This window comes from Desulfobaculum xiamenense (assembly GCF_011927665.1).
Classification (GTDB): Bacteria; Desulfobacterota; Desulfovibrionia; order Desulfovibrionales; family Desulfovibrionaceae; genus Desulfobaculum; species Desulfobaculum xiamenense.
Map to the genome: position 1 here is coordinate 1,063,659 of NZ_JAATJA010000001.1, position 17,407 is coordinate 1,081,065.

A 17,407-nucleotide genomic window follows, 5' to 3' on the forward strand; every position below is an offset into this window, starting at 1 on the left:
CACGCAGGTACAGGAAGCGAAGTCGTTCACCTGCAAACAGCATCCAAGCGGAGACCGATACATGGGAATCCCCTTCAATAGCCTCAAGGCGCAGCTCGCGCCCTTCGACGACGAACTCCGTGCCGCATTCGAGCGTGTGCTCGAACGCGGCTGGTTCCTCATGGGTCCCGAGGTCCGCGACTTCGAGACGGAATTTGCGGCATGGCTCGCCCGCCCCCACGCGGCCACCGTCGGCAACGGCACGGACGCCCTCGTTCTGGCGCTCAAGGCCATCGGCGTCGAACCCGGTGACGAGATCGTCCTGCCCGCACACACCGCCCTGCCCTGCTACCACGCGGTTCTCGCGGCGGGATGCGTGCCCGTGTTCGCCGAGGTGGAAGAAGCGTACTACACGCTCTCGCCGGACAGCGCCGCCCGCATGATCGGCCCGCGCACCCGCGCCGTCATGGCCGTGCATCTCTACGGCCAGTGCTGCGACATCCCCGCGCTCGACGCGCTGTGCCGCGAGCGCGGCGTGACGCTCATCGAGGACTGCGCACAGGCCCACGGGGCGACCTTCGGCGACATCATCGCCGGACGGACCGGAGCCGTAGCGGCCTTCTCGTTCTACCCCACCAAGAACCTCGGCGCGCTTGGCGACGGCGGTGCTGTGGCCTGCTCCGACGCGGAAATCGACCGCCGCGTGCGTCTCTTCAAGCAGTATGGCGAGGCCCACCGCTACGAGAGCGTGGTGGCGGGCGTGAACAGCCGCATGGACGAGATGCAGGCCGCATTCCTGCGCGTGCGCCTCGCCCGGCTGGACGAGGAAACCCGCATGCGTCGCGAACTGGCCGCCGTGTATGACGAGGAACTGGCAGGCCTGCCCGTTATCCGCCCCGCCGTGCGCGAGGGCTGCGGCCACGTTTACCACCTCTACGTCATCCGCGCCCCCCGGCGTGCGGAGCTGATGGCGCACCTGTCCGAACGCGGCATAGGCACGGCCATCCACTACCCCATCCCCGGCCACAGGCAGAAGCTATTCGCCGAGGGCGGAGCGCCCTTCCGGGCCGACGAGCTGACGCTTAGCGAGCGCATGGCGGACGAGATTCTGAGCCTGCCCATGTATCCGGGCCTCGGCGCGGACGGCGTGCGCGAAGTCTGCGCCGCCATCCGCGACTTCTACGCATGATTTCCCGGCCCGCAGGGCATTGACTGCCGCCTTGCGGGCCTTATCCTGTACGTTGACGCGCAGGAATGGCCCAACGCGCCCATGAGCCAATACAACAAGGAGCACCCATGGACAGCCTGCTTCTTCTCGTTCTTTTCGTTGCGGTAGCGATTATTCTCAACAGGTGGGTTCTGCCGAAACTCGGCATCCACGGTTGAGGCCCCGGAGCCGAGAGCTGCAGTTGGCAGCCCAAGGACAAGACCGACGCCAAGGGTCATGACACCACGCCCGAAGCCCACAAAAGCGACGACTGATACCCGGGGAAGACCGCCCTTCGCCTTTTTTTGAGACATTTCCCAAGAAAGGGCTTGCCATCCCCCGGCGATTTCCTTAAGAAGTCTCTCGCAACGCGGAGAGGTGTCCGAGTTCGGTTTAAGGAGCACGCCTGGAAAGCGTGTACAGGGGAAACTCTGTCGGAGGTTCAAATCCTCTCCTCTCCGCCACGTTGAATCTACGGCTTCCGTTTTACGGAAGCCTTTTTCATTTTCCAGAGTCATTTTGGAAATCACGATTTTTGGGCTTGCCAACGCCCCGGGATTTCTTTAAGAAGACTCTTCCAGCGCGGAGAGGTGTCCGAGTTCGGTTTAAGGAGCACGCCTGGAAAGTGTGTACAGGGGAAACTCTGTCGGAGGTTCAAATCCTCTCCTCTCCGCCACATGGCAATCAAGCCCCGGTTTTTCCGGGGCTTTTTTATGCCTAATTTTCTAAAGAAGCTAAAGATGACCAATGCTTGTTTTAATATGTCCTGGTCAAGTCCGGCCTCATTGATGCTCTCTTTCAAACTCCCAAATCCTGCGCAGACTCATCCATTATGAGCCTGCCCTCCTTAGCCCCAGAATCCTACTCCTCCACATCTCCTTTTTGCTCGCCAGAACAGAGCCTGAACGCCATGCCCATGACTCTATAGCAAGATCAAGTGTTGTAAATCTTTGGCAAACTCTAGATGCGTCTATCTTGCTTGCGAAGCGCTATACATCTGGCAAAACAGTCAAATTATTGATAATGGAGCTGAAACCATGCTGAGATAGGAGTCGCTAGTGGAGAAAGAACCACAACGCACGATCAGAGAAGTTATTGTCGAAGGTGAGCGTGGCAACCTGTTGCGCGTTGAAGACCTCCAAGCCATGTCCCCTGACGAGTGGGGAATGCTCAGAGACAGCATATCAAATCGTCATACTGGTGGCAAAGGCATATCGATGTTATGCATGAAGTGCAAACACCCTGTATACATCCGAGCGTACAAATATTTTGGAAGGACTTTTCCAGGCTTTGTGCATTTCGATGGAAGCCCAACTTGGTGCCAATGGTATCAAGGGAAGAACAGAACACCAGACTCCCTTAAGGCAGAACAATATGGAGGACAACAAGAATCCCCAGCACATGAGCTGTTATGCAAAAAAATTGGAGAACTTGCAGCGCTGGACAAACGGTACATTCGTCACACTATAAATAAATATCATAATCCCCAATATTGCGACAATGCTCGAAGGCCAGACGTATACATTGAGTGGGAAGGGCATAGACCCTTTGCAATTGAACTACAGTTGTCAAATACGTACCAGACTGAGATATCTGGAAGATGCACATACTATTCAAAAGAAGGCATACCACTCATATGGGTTTTGTATGCTATTCATGAATACGTTAGCATTCCACAGTCTATCAAGGACGTTGTAAGACGACACAGAAATAATGCTTTTGTGATCGACAGAGATTCCATACGAGAATCATACAGCAAAAACACGCTTGTATTTAAGCGATATCTGTTAACAGGAGATTATTTTGATTTCCCAGAGCTTGTTACAATTGATTCGTTGACAGTTCCAGAGAATCAAACACTACCATACCACGAAGATCATCTTGCCCCAGCACTGAGAGCCAAAATCGACGATCGCCGAAAACCATTCTTCCATTTTTTCAACGAATGGGGAAAAAAAAGCACCCCTCCGGAAGACATCAAGCGCATTCTAAATACGCTCCCCGAACACGTACCTGAAGACTTCATTTTCATGATCGCCGCGGCTTTCTCAATCGTAGCAACGCTTTCGGCAGGCCGTGACATAAATTATGCATCGAATGACCCCAATGTACGCGCCATGCTGAACAGTTATTTCAACGGAAATCGACTAGCTCGATATGCAGACATGATGGAGTTCATTCTTGGCAGAATCAGACCGAAGTCAAGCACCAGTCCCAACATCACCACCCATGCAGTCCGCAAAAATATCACCTTGAGGAAAAGTGACACTGAACAAGCCGGCATTGAAACAAACGAATGGAGAGCAATGGAGTGGTTACTTCCTGAAGTCTTCGATGAATGCGAGCGAGAGCTGCTACGTTTTACGGACCAGCTCCCCTGCTGGACGCAGTATTAACAACAACACTGCATTATCAGCGATACATCACACATTTCTCAACTAAATGAAGGGTATATGAACTACAACGAAGAAGCAAGTTTCCTTGGCGTAATGATGTTTGTCTTCTTTTGCGCCGCATTTCTTGCAACAGGATTCATTGCAAGGGCAGTCGGAGCTGATTTCTCCATCGTCTTTACGTCACTGTCTTATTCTTGTTTTGTTGTTATCATAGAAGGCATAATCTATTATCTAACACGGTGTTCATGGCATTTAAACCTGTCACTGGTGGGTTCTTTGCTACCCGTCATCATATGGCCAGGCTGGTGGCCGGTTCTTGACTCAATCGCCGCAGGAGATTCTGACAAGGCATCGTTCCTTGGAAGCATCGTCCAGCACAAGGAAGCCAATGATCTTTTTACGGACTTTGGCCCTCATATCGAATGGTACAACGATTCAATGTTCAAATGGAGCATCGAGATAGCTTTAGTTGCTTTAGTTGTGCTCGCCGTATGGAAAAAAAGACGATATTAATCGGTAAACAATAGGGATACGTCCCCGTGTCATCCCGCAGGGAGTTTTCATGACCAGTCCTTCAGACGCCGGTCCCAATCTTGCCGAACTGTGCGGCATCGCAGGGAATGCGCATCGTCGCCACATGAAGCTCTTTGTGCGACATGTGGCGCAGCGCCTTGCCCATGCGGGCCTTTCGGCACCAGACATCGAGCAGGCTCTGCACGCCGCGCTGGAGGACTATCTGAAGGATTCGGATTTCGAGAGGGAATGCAGGATCACCGCCACCCGCCACACCAACGAGAGGCTCGCACAGGAGAATCGCGGGCGCGACGGCATGGGACGACTCATCGTGGAATATGCCTTCATCAGGGCCGAAGGCGGGCCGCTCGTCCATCCCGAGGATTCGGAGCAGGACAGCCTCGCGCGGGAGGCACTGGTCACCGGCGTGCTTCCGCGCCCGGTCATGCGCTACTTCCTCATCAGCGTGCGCGGGACGGTGCGCGGCATCGACGGCTTCGAGAGCGACTCCCTGCTCTTCGGCAAGGACTGCGCCAGCTACCGCCTCGGCTGCGCCACCCTCGAAACGATTCTGGTGGAATTTCGCTCGACCGGGCGGGATGGGCGCTCCAGCGTGGATTGGAGCACGATCTACGACGACAGGCGCGTCCGGCGGCTCGGGCATGAGTTCATCCGCGAAATCGCCGACACCCTCACGACCCTCGGCGAGGAGCACTACCAGCGCATACTGGAGAACATCCGCCAGCGCGACCCGGAGCGCACCGCCACGAACCACATGACTCGCACCATCGCGAGGGCCGATGTCGAGCTGATCATGTCCGCCCTACGCTCGGCCCTCGACAGGCACACGGAGTAGCCGACGCTACTTGTGCGCGTGGGAACGGCAGTACTGCTCGCAGATATCCCGAGCACGGGACACCGTGCTCGCGCAGCCGTCGCTGTAGTGCTGACGCGCAAGGCGGTTGTACGTCTCACGGCAGCGGGCAAGGCACTCCTCGCAGTCGGGAGTCGCGCCGCAATCCTCCAGCGCCAGCATGAACTCGTCGCAGATCTCCTGCTGGCGCATGCATCCGCCGGTTCCGGTCTCAAGATCGCCGGGGGAATAGGCATAGCAGAGGCCACGGGTCTCGGAAAGAGTGCGCGTCGTCTTCGCACAACCGCAGGCCAGAAGCAGACAGGCCGCCAGAATGCCGACCATAGCTCGCATGTCGCAACTCCTTGGTGACTGACTCGGCATCATTGCCGTATTCCCGCACGCTATACCCGCCCGGCCGGACGCGCAATACCGCCCACCAGCGGGGATGCGCAAACAATCGCTTGACAGTTCGGGCAAAAGCGTCAATAAAAGCCCTCCACGAGGGAAGCCGGGCGGCAGGAACGCCGCCAACCCCGTCAGGCCCGAGAGGGAGCAGCGGCAACGGTTGTTCTTGGGTGTCCGGTTTCCCTGAAAGGCGCCAACTCACACGAGTTGGCGCTTTTTTTGTGCCATTTCTTCACGCCCCATGACGGCAACCCAGTCCGCCGCCAGTGTTGCCGGATTCCCCCTCCCCCGAGGTCGCTAGGGCCGTTCAACATCCACATCAGCCATACACGCCGAACCCCACCCACGCATCAGGCACGCCAGCCCTCGCGCCAACACTCCAGCCCCCCTCCACGCCCTGCGCCCATCCCCCGCGAACACCCCCAGAGCATAGTAGCCCCCATCCCCGCCGCCCCCGATGACGCGACGCGCTCGGCGGCATATTCCAAGAACATTTTCCGATGGACTAGACGAAAGCGCCGTGCACAAAAGATTTTCCGGTCACACGATGTTTTATTCAGTAAATTTTCGCGCCACTGTTTACATACTAATCCCAATATCGTATGCATTTTCCCACGCACATCAATCTTCCAAGGAGGCGACATGACTCGGTTTCTTCCCCGCCTTGCGGCGGCCGTGATTCTCTCCCTCGGACTTGTCGGACCCGCTTTCGCCCACTTCGGCATGGCCATCCCCTCGCAGCCAGAGGCGACCATGGAGAGCAAGAAGGCGCAGGTCACCTTCTCCTTCTCGCATCCCTTTGCCGGAAAAGGCATGGAGTTGGTCACCCCGGCCAAGGTCGGCGTGATGTTCGACGGCTCCGTCACGGACCTCAAGGGTAAGCTCGCCAAGGCCAGCGTGATGGACCACACCGCATGGACCGTGGACTACACCTTCAAGCGCCCCGGCGTGTACACCTTCTTCATGGAGCCGACCCCCTACTGGGAGCCCGCCGAAGACTGCTTCATCATCCACTACACCAAGGTCATGGTTCCCGCCTTTGGCGGCGACGAGGGCTGGGACGCCCCGGCTGGCCTGAAGACCGAAATCATCCCCATGCTGCGCCCCTTCGGCAACTACGTGGGCAACACCTTCGTCGGCCAGGTGCTGATGGACGGCAAGCCCGTGCCCAACGCCGAGGTCGAGGTGGAGCTGTACAATCAGGGCCGTTTCACCCTGCCCTCCGACTATCATGAGACGCAGGTCGTCAAGGCCGACGCCAACGGCGTGTTCGCCTTCACCTGCCCCCAGTCCGGCTGGTGGGGCTTCGCGGCCCTGAACGAAGCCGACTACACCATCCCCGCCCCCGACGGCCCCGAAAAGGGCAAGCAGAAGGGCGTGGAACTCGGCGCAGTCTTCTGGACGTACATGAACGATTGGAAATAGGTTCGCCAATCCTCCCCACAGCGCAACGGCCGGACATGTCCGGCCGTTGTCGTTTGTTGGGTCTGCGGCGAAAGATCAGGAAGAGGACGAGTCGTCATCCTCGGGCGGACGCTGCGGCGGCATTGCATCCGGATTGAGGCGTACGGAAGGCATACGGCGGGCCAACGCGCGGTGGCGAAACTCCGGCGACATGGCGTCGAGCACAAGCAGATCAAAGAGACTTCCCGCCGCGCCAGCGGACGCGCCAGCCACGGCACCGCCGAGAAACGCCCCGACGGCGGCCCAGCTTGCCGCGTCGGCCCACGGGGCGAACACAAGCCCCGCCACGACGCCGAGAAAGCCCCCAAAGGCGGAAAGCAGCAGCACGCCATCCGCGCCGTACTCCGCCCCCTTGCGATAGCGCATCCACATGTACGCTCCCGCACCGATCATCCCCGCGAAGCTCCCTGCATACCCCGCAAGAAGCACCTGAAACACCCCCATGACGGCGGACACGAAAAGCCCCTGCGGCGCTCCGCCATAAACGCCACCCACAAGCCCGGCCAAAACGCCCACGGCGCAGATGCCAAGAAAACAGTTCGTCCGGACGCGCAGTTCCATGTTCCATTGTGTCGCCACCATAGCCTCCACATGCAGAGTACGCCGCCCAAACGCCCGGCGGCAAGCGGGGAAATGCCAGACGCTTCGCCAAACGGCAAAAAGGCCATTGTGCTTCGGACTCGGAGCGTGGCATAATCGAATCCGTCAAACACGCGCCCAGAACGCGAGAAACCCGCCGGAGAACCGATGCGCATTCTTGTTGCCGACGATGACTACATCAGCAGCGAGCTTCTGACCCGCATTCTGGCCCCCTACGGGGAGGTGACGAATGCTCCTGACGGTCGGAAGGCCATCGAGTCCTTCACGAACGCACTGGACGACAATCGCCCCTTCAGACTGGTCTGTCTGGACATCATGATGCCCGAGATGAACGGACAGGACGCATTGAAGACGATTCGGCAGATCGAACGCGATCGGGGAATCCCCTCCGAAAAGGAAGCCCTGATCGTCATGACCACGTCCCTCGATGACCGCGCGAACGTCGTCGAGGCGTACTACCGGGGCGGGGCCACGTCCTACGTGCCCAAGCCCATAGACAAGGACCTGTTCCTGCAGCTTCTCAGAGGCATAGGCCTCATCTGAGAGCCGGGCACCGGACCGAGGGATACCGCATGCGACTCACCCCACTCGACCTTCTGCTCATCGGCATCTGCATCTTTCTCGCCCTGCGTTTTCTCGCGGCGCGAAAGAACGACGGCGACGACTCCGCGCAGGACGAAGCCGTGAAGAAGCGCGCGCTCGACGCCTACAAGCGCGCCGAACGCGCATGGGACATGCTGCGCTCCGACACGGAGTCGGACGACGAAACGCCCCCTCGCCCCGCTGCCCTGCACGGCGAATTCGATCCCAACGAATTTCTCGCCGGGGCCAAGCTCGCCTATGCCCGCATTCGCGAGTCATGGGATGCCCGCGATCTCGACGACCTGCGCAACTTCACCACCCCCCGCGCCTTCGACGAATTCGCCAGCCGAGCGGAAACAGAAACCCGCTCCGCCAGAACGGACCTTCTGCTGGTCAACGCCAGCATCGTCGAACGCCGCAACAACGGCGTGACCGAGGAAGCCTCCGTCCTCTTCGACGTCACCCAACGCACGGGGCAGGACGCAGGCACAACATCGGTACAGGAAGTCTGGAAATTCGCCCGCGACGCTGAAAACGACGCGTCCCACTGGAAGCTCGATTCCATGGAAACCGTCCGCCAGCACTAGCAGGGCTACCCCGCGTAACGGACACAAGCCACACAACGCAAGACGGCCCCGGATGGTGATCATCCGGGGCCGTCTTGCGTTGTGGCCTGAAATGCGAAATCCCGCCACCGTCAGTCGGCATGGTCAAGGCGCACAGCTCAATGTCCTTGCGCCGTGCCGCGCAGATAGGCGTACAGCGCCATGTAGGCGCGGGCCATGGCCATGTCCGTGAAATATTCCAGACGCGCCCGCCCGCCTTCGACAAGGGCATTGCACAACCTCGTTCCCCCGGCGGCAATGTCGTGCAGCATGTCGGTCAGCACGCGGGCTAATTCGGCCCCGTCGCCATTTGCGAAGCTCAAGCCGCTGTAGCCGGGCTGGACCAATTCGAGATTGGACGGCAGGTCCGACGTCACCACAGGGACGCAGGATGCCCAGCCTTCCTTGATGACCCCACTCGACCCCTCGCCATCGATACTCGGAACGGCAAGAATGTCGAAACCGGGCAGCACCTCGCGGCTTTCCCGGTATCCGGAGAACAGCACACGTTCAGCCAATCCCTCCTGCCGCACCTTCGCCTCCAGCTCGGCACGTAGCGCCCCATCGCCCACGATCTCCGCATCCCACGCAGGCAGCGAACCATCGCGAGTCAGGATGGACAGCGCGTCGATGAGCACCGCGTGCCCCTTCTGGGCGCTCAAGGCACCGACCATGCCGATGCGCAAGGACAGCCCCGCAAGCGGCGGACGGTGCATCACATAGCGGGCGGGATCGATACCGCTGTGGATCACCGAGACCTTGTCGGCATCGAGTCCGCACTCGCGCAGGGTGGCGGCGATTTCCGCGCTCACGCCCACCACGGCGTCGCCCATGGCGTACTTTCGGCGGCTCCACCCGCGCCCAAGGGGATAGGACACGCGCCGCGAATGGACCAGTAGCGGCCTGCCCCCGCACAGGCGCTTGAGCACCGCGCCAAGCGAGGCGCTACGGGCACAGTGCGTGTGCAGGCAGTCAATCCGTTCGCGCAGGATGAGCGTGCGCAGAAAGAGAATCGTCGCCGGATGCCACTCGAAACGCGAGGGAAGCGGAACGGTCTCGATGCCCTCCTCCCGAGCGCAGGCCATGAGCGGACTGTCGCCGGGTGCGGCGATTACCGGCCTGTACTCGCGCGATGCGGCGAGATGGCGGCACAGGTACAGAACCTGTCGCTGCCCCCCGCGCAGTTCGCGTCCGAGGTCGAGGTGGAGGATGGTCATCCGGTGCTGCATGTAAAAATCCCCGGCCGCGACAGACGCGGCCCTATACGCTATGCGCCGGGACGGCATGCCGTCCCGGCGCTCATGATGTCATGACGTTTCGGTGCACACGCGGCGCACACGACAGCGGGCCTAGAAGGCTTCGCCGTTTTCCGCAATGTCCTTGAGGATAAGTTCGCGCAGCCGCTTGGACACCGCGCCGGGACGCACGTCCTGAATCGGCTTGCCGTTGTAGCGGACGATGCTCAAGCAGTCCCCGGTGGTGCCGAGGACCAGAATCTCGCGAGCATCGTACAGCTCGTTCTCCTGAATCTTGCGGAAGCGGACCGGAATCTCTCCGGCCAGCAGGTCGATGGCGCGGAACAGCGTGGTTCCGGCCAAGGCACGATCAAACTCGGGAACGACGATCTCGCCCGCCTGATCGACAATGCAGATGTTCTCCGTGGCGCCTTCGGCCAGGAAATCATGCTCGTCGAAGCAGATGGGGTAGTCGTGCCCCTTTTCGGTGGCCTCGTACTTCATCAGGGTATTGGGCAGATAGTCCACGGCCTTGATGGTGGCCAGCCAGCCCTGCTTGGCCGGGTAGCTGGTCCGGAACGCGCTTGCGCCCTTCTCGTACCACTCGACGGGCTTGGGATGGAAGCGGTAGGCCACCACGTAGAGGCTGGGGATGGGGCACTCGGCCATGTCGATGCCGAATCCGCCCGGTCCGCGACCGAGCAGGATGCGCACCAGACCGTCCTGTGCCCCAGCGGCCTGCGCGACCTCGAAAACGATCTCGCGCAGACGTTCCCACGAACAGGGCGGAGTGAGGTGAATGGCGTCCGCGGAGCGCTTCATGCGCCGCAGATGGGCATCCACCTGATACATTCTGCGTCCGAGGTACTTGAGCGTCTCGAACACGCCATCACCACGATGGACGAGGTGATCATCCCACGGCATGAGCATGAGCTTGGGATCGGTACAGATGGCTCCGAGACGATGCTCGTAGAAAGCCAGCACGTCGTCCGTACCCGGACGGCGAATGGAGAGCATCCTCTTCAGGTATTCCTCGGAATCCAGAACGGGAATCATGTCCACTCCTCTTGAGTTCTCGACGTTAGGGCACGCGGACCAGATCGCGCTCCACGAGGGTCTCGGCGATCTGAACGGCATTGAGGGCCGCGCCCTTGCGCAGGTTGTCGGCCACGATCCACAGGTTCAGGCCATTCTCGATGGACTCGTCCTCGCGGATGCGGCCCACGAAGGTGGCGTCCTCATCCACGGCCTCGATGGGCATGGGGTAGATCTTCTCGCTGGGGTTGTCGAACACGCGCACGCCCGGAGCCTGACTCAGGACAGCGCGGCACTCGGCGGCGGTAAGCTTCTTCTCGGTCTCCACGTTCACGGACTCGCTGTGGCCGATGTACACGGGCACGCGAACGGCGGTGGGCGACACGCCAATGGTGTCGTCGCCGAGGATCTTGTGCGTCTCGTGCACCATCTTCATCTCTTCCTTGGTGTAGTCGTTGTCGAGGAAGACATCGATCTGCGGAATGCAGTTGAAGGCGATGCGGTAGGGGAAATTCTTCGGCTCGATGGACTCCATGTCGAAGTTGTACATCTTCTGGACCTGATCGGTCAGTTCGTCCATGGCCTTCTGTCCGGCACCGGAAACAGCCTGATAGGTCGAAACCACAATGCGCTTGATGCCGGCGGCGTCGTGGATGGGCTTGAGCGCAACGACCATCTGGATGGTGGAGCAGTTGGGGTTGGCGATGATGCCCTTGTGCCATTCGAGGTCGTCGGGGTTCACTTCGGGAACCACCAGCGGGCACTGGTCATCCATGCGCCACGCGCTGGAGTTGTCCACCACCACGCAGCCGCTGCGGGCGGCGATGGGGGCGAAGCGTTCGGAGATGGAACCACCCGCGGAGAAGAGCGCAATGTCCACGCCCTCGAAGGACTCATCGGTCAGCTCGCGCACGACGAGTTCGCCGTCCTTGAACGGGAGCTTGGTTCCGGCGGAACGGCTGGAAGCCAGGGCGATGACCTCGCAGGCGGGGAAATCGCGCGCTTCGAGGGTCTTGAGCATTTCACGGCCCACGGCGCCGGTGGCGCCGACAACGGCGACGACAAACGAATCCTTGCCCATTGCGAATTGTCTCCTTGCCCTGCCGGGTTGCGATCCGGCAGGAAATAACGTTGGCGAAACCGCCTAGTGCAGGCGGCCGAGGGAATCCACGATTTCAAGCACGGCCTGCGCCCTGTTCAGGGTGTACAGATGCACGCCGGGCGCGCCGCCGTCCAGCAGCTCCCGCACCTGTCGCTTGGCCCAGTTCATGCCCACTTCGTAGGCGGCCTTCTCGCCGCCCGCCGCATCGGCGGCTTCGAGTTCGAGCAGGAACTTGCCCGGAATGCTCGCCCCGCAGAATCCGAGAATCCGCTTCACGGATTGCAGGCTCATAATGGGCAGCACGCCGGGAATAATTGGCTTGGTGACGCCCATGGCTCGCATGAGGTCCACAAAATTCCAGTACAGTCGGTTATCGAAGAACAGCTGGGTCATGACGAAGTCGCCCCCGGCGTCCAGCTTGCCCTTGAGATATCCGTAATCCTCGCGGAAGGTCGCGCACTCGGGGTGCCCTTCCGGATACCCGGCCACGGCTATGCCCATGTCGGGGTGGGCGGAACGGATGAAGCGCACGAGGTCCGACGCATGAGCGAAAGCCTCGTTATCCGGGCTGAACTGCTCCGCGCCCTTGGGCGGATCGCCACGCAGGGCGAGGACGTTGTCCACTCCCATGCCGCGAAGCTCGTCCAGAAAGGCGGAAATGCGCTCGGCGTCGGCGCCCACGCAGGTCAGGTGGGCCATGGGTTCAAGCCCCTGATCCAGCTTGAGGCGGCGCACAATCTCAAGGGTGTTGGCCTGCGTGCCACCGCCCGCGCCGTAGGTCACGGACGCGAACAGCGGATCGACCCCCTTGAGTTGCTCCACAGTCTCAAAGAATTTGGGCCACGCCTCCCGTTCCTTGGGCGGAAAGAACTCCAGCGAGATGAACTGTCCGTTCTTCGCCATGAGATCCCTTATGCGCACGGCTAGCTCCTTTTCGCGTTGGCCCAGCGGGCCAGTTCGTCGACGATCTCCGTATCCGCCGCAAGAAAGGGCACATCCCCGGTCTCTCCGGGAACGAACCACCGCCACGCGTGCCCCTCGTGCGGGACAACCGCGCCGCTGTGGGCGTGGACATGGAAGAAATGCAGGCGCACGCTGATATGCTCGTAATCGTGCCGCTTTTCCTGCCACAGTTCCATGTCCGTGGGAGTCAGGTCCAATTCCTCCCGCAGTTCGCGTACAAGGGCATCCTCAAGGGATTCGCCACGTTCGACCTTGCCTCCGGGAAATTCCCAGAAACCGGCCTGCGGCTTGCCCTGTGGGCGCTCTACTGCGAGAAAACGGCCATCGCGCCAGACTATTCCGGCCACGACCTCAACGACGCCGTTCATCGGACCACCTTCATTTCATTTTGAGTGCACGAACAGGTGAGAATAGGGCGGAACCCCTTGAAAATCAAGTTGCGCTGAGCGCTTCCCGCTCGGCCTCAAGTTTCGCGATCTCGGCTTCGAGAACGGCCAGTTTCTCCAGCTTGCGCTCGGAAGCGTCCTGAAGCTCCTTGAAGCGGCGCATCAGTTCCGTGGACCGGGGCACGTCGGCATAGACCTCGGGGTCGGCCAGTTCCTGCTCCACGTCGCCCTGCTCCTCCAGAAGCTTCTCCAGCTCCGCCTCCATCTTCGCGTAGGACTCCTGCTTGGGCTTGAGTTCGCGATAGATGGCGTTTCTGGCCTCGGCCTGCTGGCGCTTGAGGGCCTTGCTCTCCGCGCGGCCAAGAGCCTTGACGGCGTCGTCCGCAGCGGCAGCGGCCACGGCGGCCGGATCCTCGCCGCGCGCCTCGGCCTTGCGGGCGCGGTCATAGCCCTCGTAGCCGTCGAGGAACACCTCGATGCCCTCGGGCTTGAGCCACCACACCTGCTCCGCCACTTCGGACAGCAGATACCGATCGTGCGCGACCATGAGCACCGTTCCGGTATAGTCCTGAAGCGCCTGCACGAGGGCGTCGCGGCTTTCGAGGTCCAGATGGTTGGTCGGCTCGTCGAGGATGAGGAAGTTGGCGCGCTTGAGGAACAGCGTGGCCAGAATCAGGCGGTTCTTCTCGCCGCCGGAAAGCTCCGACACCTTGCGGTCCCAGTATTCCTCGCCAAGCATGAACAGGCCAAGCACGCTGCGCAGTTCCTCTTCCGTGGTGCGCGGATCAGACAGGCGGCGGATTTCGCCGAGCGCCGTCTTTTCAAGGTCGAGGGTATCGGCCTGATGCTGGCTGTAGTAGCCCACCACCATGTTGGAGCCGATCTCGATGCGTCCGGAACTCAGCTTCTGCGCGCCGACGATGCACTTGATGAGCGAGGACTTGCCACAGCCGTTGGGACCGGCCAGCGCAATCTTCTGCCCCTCGTAAAGATTGAAGGACAGGGACTTCCACAGGCTCGGACCGTCGCCGTAGGAGAGCGAAACATCCATGACGGACAGCGGAATCTTGTTGCCTCGCGCGGGCTTGGGCCACGTGAAGGACAGTTCCTTCTGCTTGCGCACCGGGGTCTTGAGGCCGTCGAGTTCCCTTTCCAGCTTGGCCACCTGCTTCTTCACGCTGTTGGCCTGCCGGGCCTTGGTGGCCTTGAACTGGAAACGGCGCACGAAATCCATCTTGCGGCCGATCTCGTCGGCCACGCGGCGCTCCTCGCGCCTACGCTGGTCCTCCGTCTCCGCATACCAGGTCAGGAACTGCGAGAAGGTACCGGGGCGCACCATGGCCCGCGTGCCGCCAAGGAACAGCACATGCGTGGCCAACCGATCGAGGAACACACGGTCATGCGCGACGAAGACCAGCGCGCCCTCGAAGGAGTGCAGATAGTCCTCAAGCCATTCCACGGCCTCAAGATCGAGATGGTTGGTGGGTTCGTCGAGCAGCAGCACGCCCGCACCGGCCACGAGAATCCGCGCCAGCTTGGCGCGTTCGCGCCAGCCGCCGGAAAGCACGTTGAGCGGCTTGTCCCACTGCTCCTCGGAAAAGCCGAGACCCGTCAGCACGGACTTGGCCTTGTGCTCGGGATTGTAGCCGTAGGTATGCTCCAGATGCGCCTGCTCCTGCGCCAGACGCGCCAGTTCGCCCTTGTCCCCGGCATGGGTGGCCGTCTCCCACCGCTTCCAGAAATCGCGCCACGAGGGCAGAACGTCGAGCACGAACCCGAGCACGGGCCGCGTCAGTTCCTCCTGCTGCAACTCCTGCTTGGAATAGCCGAGTTGCACGCCCTTGGGCATGGAGACCAGTCCCGTGTCCGCCGCCTCGATGCCCGCGAGGATCTTGATGAAGGTGGACTTGCCGCAACCGTTCGGTCCCACGACGGCCAACCGCATTCCCGGCGTGACCTCAAGGGAGAAGGCCTCGAACAAATCGCGCCCGCCGAAGGACTTGGACAGGCTCTGAATCGAAATTCTGGACATGTTTTTCGCTGTGATCCTTGAAAGTGGATTACCCGGAAGATCGGGCGACCTTCCGGGTATACCGTTTTGCGTTTTCGTTCAACTCCCGGCAGCGGGTGCGCCCCGACAAGCGGGGACGGCCGGAAGGCGGAAATCACGATTCCGTCGATGTTCGTTTTCTTTTCCGAATCGAGGAACCGGACATCCCGGAACATGAATCCGGGGACAGACGGTGACGGACTGAAGCGGGGGTTCGGCGTGCGGGTCGCCGCCTTTTCCGCGAGATCGTCGCGGATGGCGCTGCGTGCCCAGCCGGGATTCGGAGACTCCCGCCCTTTGGTGTAAAGGAGCGAAGCCGCCGCAGGTCCGGGTCGCGGACTGTCGTCACGGTGCCACGCAGGGCCGAAGATCGTCCGGCCAAACTGCGTCGGTTCCCGCGGACTCACGCGCCACGGAAATCTCTGCGACTATAGCCGCTCTGCCACCTTCGCGCCCATGCCGGCGCAGCCCACGGGCTTCGCGCCCGGCTCCATGATGTCCCCGGTGCGCCAGCCGTCGGACAGCACACCGCTCACCGCATCCTCGATGGCCGAGGCCTCGGCCTCCAGCCCCAGCGTATGCCGGAGCATCATCGCCACGGAAAGGATGGTCGCCAGCGGATTGGCCTTGTCCTGCCCGGCGATGTCCGGGGCGGAACCGTGGATCGGCTCGTAGAGTCCGGGTCCGCCGTCGCCGAGGGACGCCGAGGGCAGCATGCCGATGGAGCCGGTGATGATCGACGCCTCATCGGAGAGAATGTCGCCGAAGAGGTTGCCAGTGACGATGACGTCGAACTGCGAGGGGTCGCGCACCAACTGCATGGCCGCGTTGTCCACGTACATATGCGAGAGCTGCACGTCCGGATAGTCGGCGGCGGTGGCGACGACCACCTCGCGCCACAGGCGCGACACGTCGAGCACGTTGGCCTTGTCCACGTTGCACACCCGGCCGGAGCGCCGCCGCGCCGCCTCGAAGGCTACGCGGGCGATGCGCCGGATTTCGTGCTCGGCATAGATCATGGTGTTCACGCCCACGCGCTCGCCGTCGCGCACCTCAATGCCGCGCGGTTCGCCGAAGTAGAGCCCACCGGTCAGCTCGCGCACAACCATCACGTCGATGCCGCGCTCCACAATATCCTCGCGCAGGAAGCAGGCCTTGCGAAGCTGCGAAAACAGCCGCGCCGGGCGCAGGTTCGCGAAAAGGCCCATGGCCTTGCGGATGCCGAGCAGCCCGCGCTCCGGACGGATGGACGGGTCAAGCTCGTCCCAGCGAGGACCGCCCACCGCGCCAAGCAGCACAGCGTCCGAGGCGAGGCAGGTATCAATGGTCGCCTGCGGCAGAGGACCGCCCGTGGCGTCGATGGCCGCACCACCGATGAGGGCCTCGGTGACCGTAAAGGTATGGCCGAAGCGCTCGCCCACACGGTCCAGCACGCGCCGCGCCTGCGTCATGATCTCGGGACCGATGCCGTCGCCGGGAAGGAAACAAATCCTGTAGGTCGCCATGTTACACTCTCCCCTCGGCCTCAAGGCGGCGACGCACGTAGTCCACCAGCCCTCCGGCATCCAGAATCTCCTGCATTGAAGGCGGCACCGGACGACAGACGATTTCCTCGCCGGTGGTCAGATTGCGGATGACGCCCGCGTCGGTATCCACCTCTATCTCGTGGCCGTCGGCGATGCGCTCCACGGCGTCGCCGATCTCCACGAGGACCAGCCCCATGTTGAAGCCGTTGCGGTAGAAAATGCGCGCAAAGCTGTGCGCCACCACCACGGGAATGCCCGCGCCCTTGATGGCGATGGGGGCATGCTCGCGGCTGGAGCCGCAGCCAAAGTTCGGCCCGGCCACCAGCACGTCACCGGGGGACACGCGGCGGACCCAGCCCGCCTCAAGCCCCTCCATGCAATTTGCGCCGAGTTGCGCCTCGTCCGTCGTGACGAGAAAGCGGGCCGGGATGATGGCGTCCGTATCGATGTTCGCGCCCACGGTGTGGGCCTTTCCTGTGTATTTCATGATGCGTCCACTCCCT

The 17,407-nt window shown here is 61.3% G+C and carries 17 protein-coding genes, 2 tRNA genes and 1 other RNA gene; 10 read left to right on the forward strand and 10 right to left on the reverse strand.

The window, feature by feature from the left end; genetic code table 11:
- The first annotated feature begins 61 nt into the window (after positions 1–61).
- The 6 genes from GGQ74_RS04775 to GGQ74_RS04800 all read left to right on the forward strand — a co-directional run bounded on the left by GGQ74_RS04775 (position 62) and on the right by GGQ74_RS04800 (position 4,951).
- Positions 62–1,168: a DegT/DnrJ/EryC1/StrS family aminotransferase gene (locus GGQ74_RS04775; RefSeq protein ID WP_167940371.1), complete on the forward strand. Its 1,107-nt coding sequence runs from the start codon at positions 62–64 to the stop codon at positions 1,166–1,168.
- A gap of 390 nt (positions 1,169–1,558) precedes the next feature.
- Positions 1,559–1,650 (forward strand) — tRNA-Ser (locus GGQ74_RS04780).
- Between the two features lie 120 nt (positions 1,651–1,770).
- Positions 1,771–1,862, forward strand: a tRNA-Ser gene (locus tag GGQ74_RS04785).
- 382 nt (positions 1,863–2,244) lie between these two features.
- Complete coding sequence (locus tag GGQ74_RS04790; RefSeq protein ID WP_167940372.1) at positions 2,245–3,582, forward strand: competence protein CoiA family protein; 1,338 nt, start codon at positions 2,245–2,247, stop codon at positions 3,580–3,582.
- 57 nt (positions 3,583–3,639) lie between these two features.
- On the forward strand, positions 3,640–4,095 hold the full coding sequence (locus GGQ74_RS04795; protein WP_167940373.1) for a hypothetical protein: 456 nt from the start codon (positions 3,640–3,642) through the stop codon (positions 4,093–4,095).
- 49 nt (positions 4,096–4,144) lie between these two features.
- On the forward strand, positions 4,145–4,951 hold the full coding sequence (locus GGQ74_RS04800; protein WP_167940374.1) for a hypothetical protein: 807 nt from the start codon (positions 4,145–4,147) through the stop codon (positions 4,949–4,951).
- Between the two features lie 6 nt (positions 4,952–4,957).
- Here the strand turns inward: GGQ74_RS04800 and GGQ74_RS04805 are convergent, their stop codons facing one another.
- Positions 4,958–5,302 (reverse strand): hypothetical protein, encoded by a 345-nt coding sequence (locus tag GGQ74_RS04805; RefSeq protein ID WP_167940375.1) that lies wholly within the window; start codon positions 5,300–5,302, stop codon positions 4,958–4,960.
- A gap of 148 nt (positions 5,303–5,450) precedes the next feature.
- On the opposite strand from GGQ74_RS04805, the gene ffs reads away from it, so the two are divergent.
- Positions 5,451–5,546: signal recognition particle sRNA small type (ffs, locus tag GGQ74_RS04810), an RNA gene on the forward strand.
- Positions 5,547–5,998: 452 nt separating this feature from the next.
- Positions 5,999–6,781 (forward strand): DUF4198 domain-containing protein, encoded by a 783-nt coding sequence (locus tag GGQ74_RS04815; protein WP_167940376.1) that lies wholly within the window; start codon positions 5,999–6,001, stop codon positions 6,779–6,781.
- Positions 6,782–6,856: 75 nt separating this feature from the next.
- On the opposite strand, the gene GGQ74_RS04820 is transcribed toward GGQ74_RS04815, so the two are convergent.
- Positions 6,857–7,399, reverse strand: coding sequence for a hypothetical protein (locus GGQ74_RS04820; RefSeq protein ID WP_167940377.1), 543 nt, complete (start codon positions 7,397–7,399; stop codon positions 6,857–6,859).
- Positions 7,400–7,567: 168 nt separating this feature from the next.
- Here GGQ74_RS04820 and GGQ74_RS04825 point away from each other — a divergent pair, with 168 nt between their 5' ends.
- Together GGQ74_RS04825 and GGQ74_RS04830 are read left to right on the forward strand one after the other, a co-directional pair.
- A complete protein-coding gene (locus GGQ74_RS04825) occupies positions 7,568–7,963 on the forward strand; it encodes a response regulator (RefSeq protein ID WP_167940378.1) in 396 nt (131 codons plus the stop codon).
- A 29-nt stretch (positions 7,964–7,992) separates the two neighbouring features.
- On the forward strand, positions 7,993–8,589 hold the full coding sequence (locus tag GGQ74_RS04830) for a Tim44 domain-containing protein (protein WP_167940379.1): 597 nt from the start codon (positions 7,993–7,995) through the stop codon (positions 8,587–8,589).
- A 137-nt stretch (positions 8,590–8,726) separates the two neighbouring features.
- Here the strand turns inward: GGQ74_RS04830 and GGQ74_RS04835 are convergent, their stop codons facing one another.
- The 8 genes from GGQ74_RS04835 to GGQ74_RS04870 form a co-directional block, all read right to left on the reverse strand.
- Positions 8,727–9,836, reverse strand: a complete 1,110-nt coding sequence (locus tag GGQ74_RS04835) for a glycosyltransferase (protein WP_245168122.1) — start codon at positions 9,834–9,836, stop codon at positions 8,727–8,729.
- Positions 9,837–9,956: 120 nt separating this feature from the next.
- Positions 9,957–10,898, reverse strand: a complete 942-nt coding sequence (locus GGQ74_RS04840; RefSeq protein WP_167940380.1) for an aminotransferase class IV — start codon at positions 10,896–10,898, stop codon at positions 9,957–9,959.
- Between the two features lie 25 nt (positions 10,899–10,923).
- Entirely contained in the window at positions 10,924–11,958 is a 1,035-nt protein-coding gene (locus GGQ74_RS04845) for an aspartate-semialdehyde dehydrogenase (protein ID WP_167940381.1), read from the reverse strand.
- Positions 11,959–12,021: 63 nt separating this feature from the next.
- Complete coding sequence (metF, locus tag GGQ74_RS04850; RefSeq protein ID WP_167940382.1) at positions 12,022–12,900, reverse strand: methylenetetrahydrofolate reductase [NAD(P)H]; 879 nt, start codon at positions 12,898–12,900, stop codon at positions 12,022–12,024.
- A gap of 2 nt (positions 12,901–12,902) precedes the next feature.
- Entirely contained in the window at positions 12,903–13,310 is a 408-nt protein-coding gene (locus GGQ74_RS04855) for a (deoxy)nucleoside triphosphate pyrophosphohydrolase (RefSeq protein WP_167940383.1), read from the reverse strand.
- Positions 13,311–13,374: 64 nt separating this feature from the next.
- Positions 13,375–15,360 carry a ribosomal protection-like ABC-F family protein gene (abc-f, locus tag GGQ74_RS04860; protein WP_167940384.1) on the reverse strand — a complete coding sequence of 662 codons (1,986 nt, stop codon included), beginning with the start codon at positions 15,358–15,360 and terminating at the stop codon, positions 13,375–13,377.
- A 446-nt stretch (positions 15,361–15,806) separates the two neighbouring features.
- Positions 15,807–16,883, reverse strand: coding sequence for a 3-isopropylmalate dehydrogenase (gene leuB, locus GGQ74_RS04865; protein ID WP_167940385.1), 1,077 nt, complete (start codon positions 16,881–16,883; stop codon positions 15,807–15,809).
- A gap of 1 nt (position 16,884) precedes the next feature.
- The gene (locus GGQ74_RS04870; RefSeq protein ID WP_167940386.1) at positions 16,885–17,391 is read right to left on the reverse strand and encodes a 3-isopropylmalate dehydratase small subunit; all 507 of its coding nucleotides are present in this window, start codon (positions 17,389–17,391) and stop codon (positions 16,885–16,887) included.
- Positions 17,392–17,407: the final 16 nt, after the last annotated feature.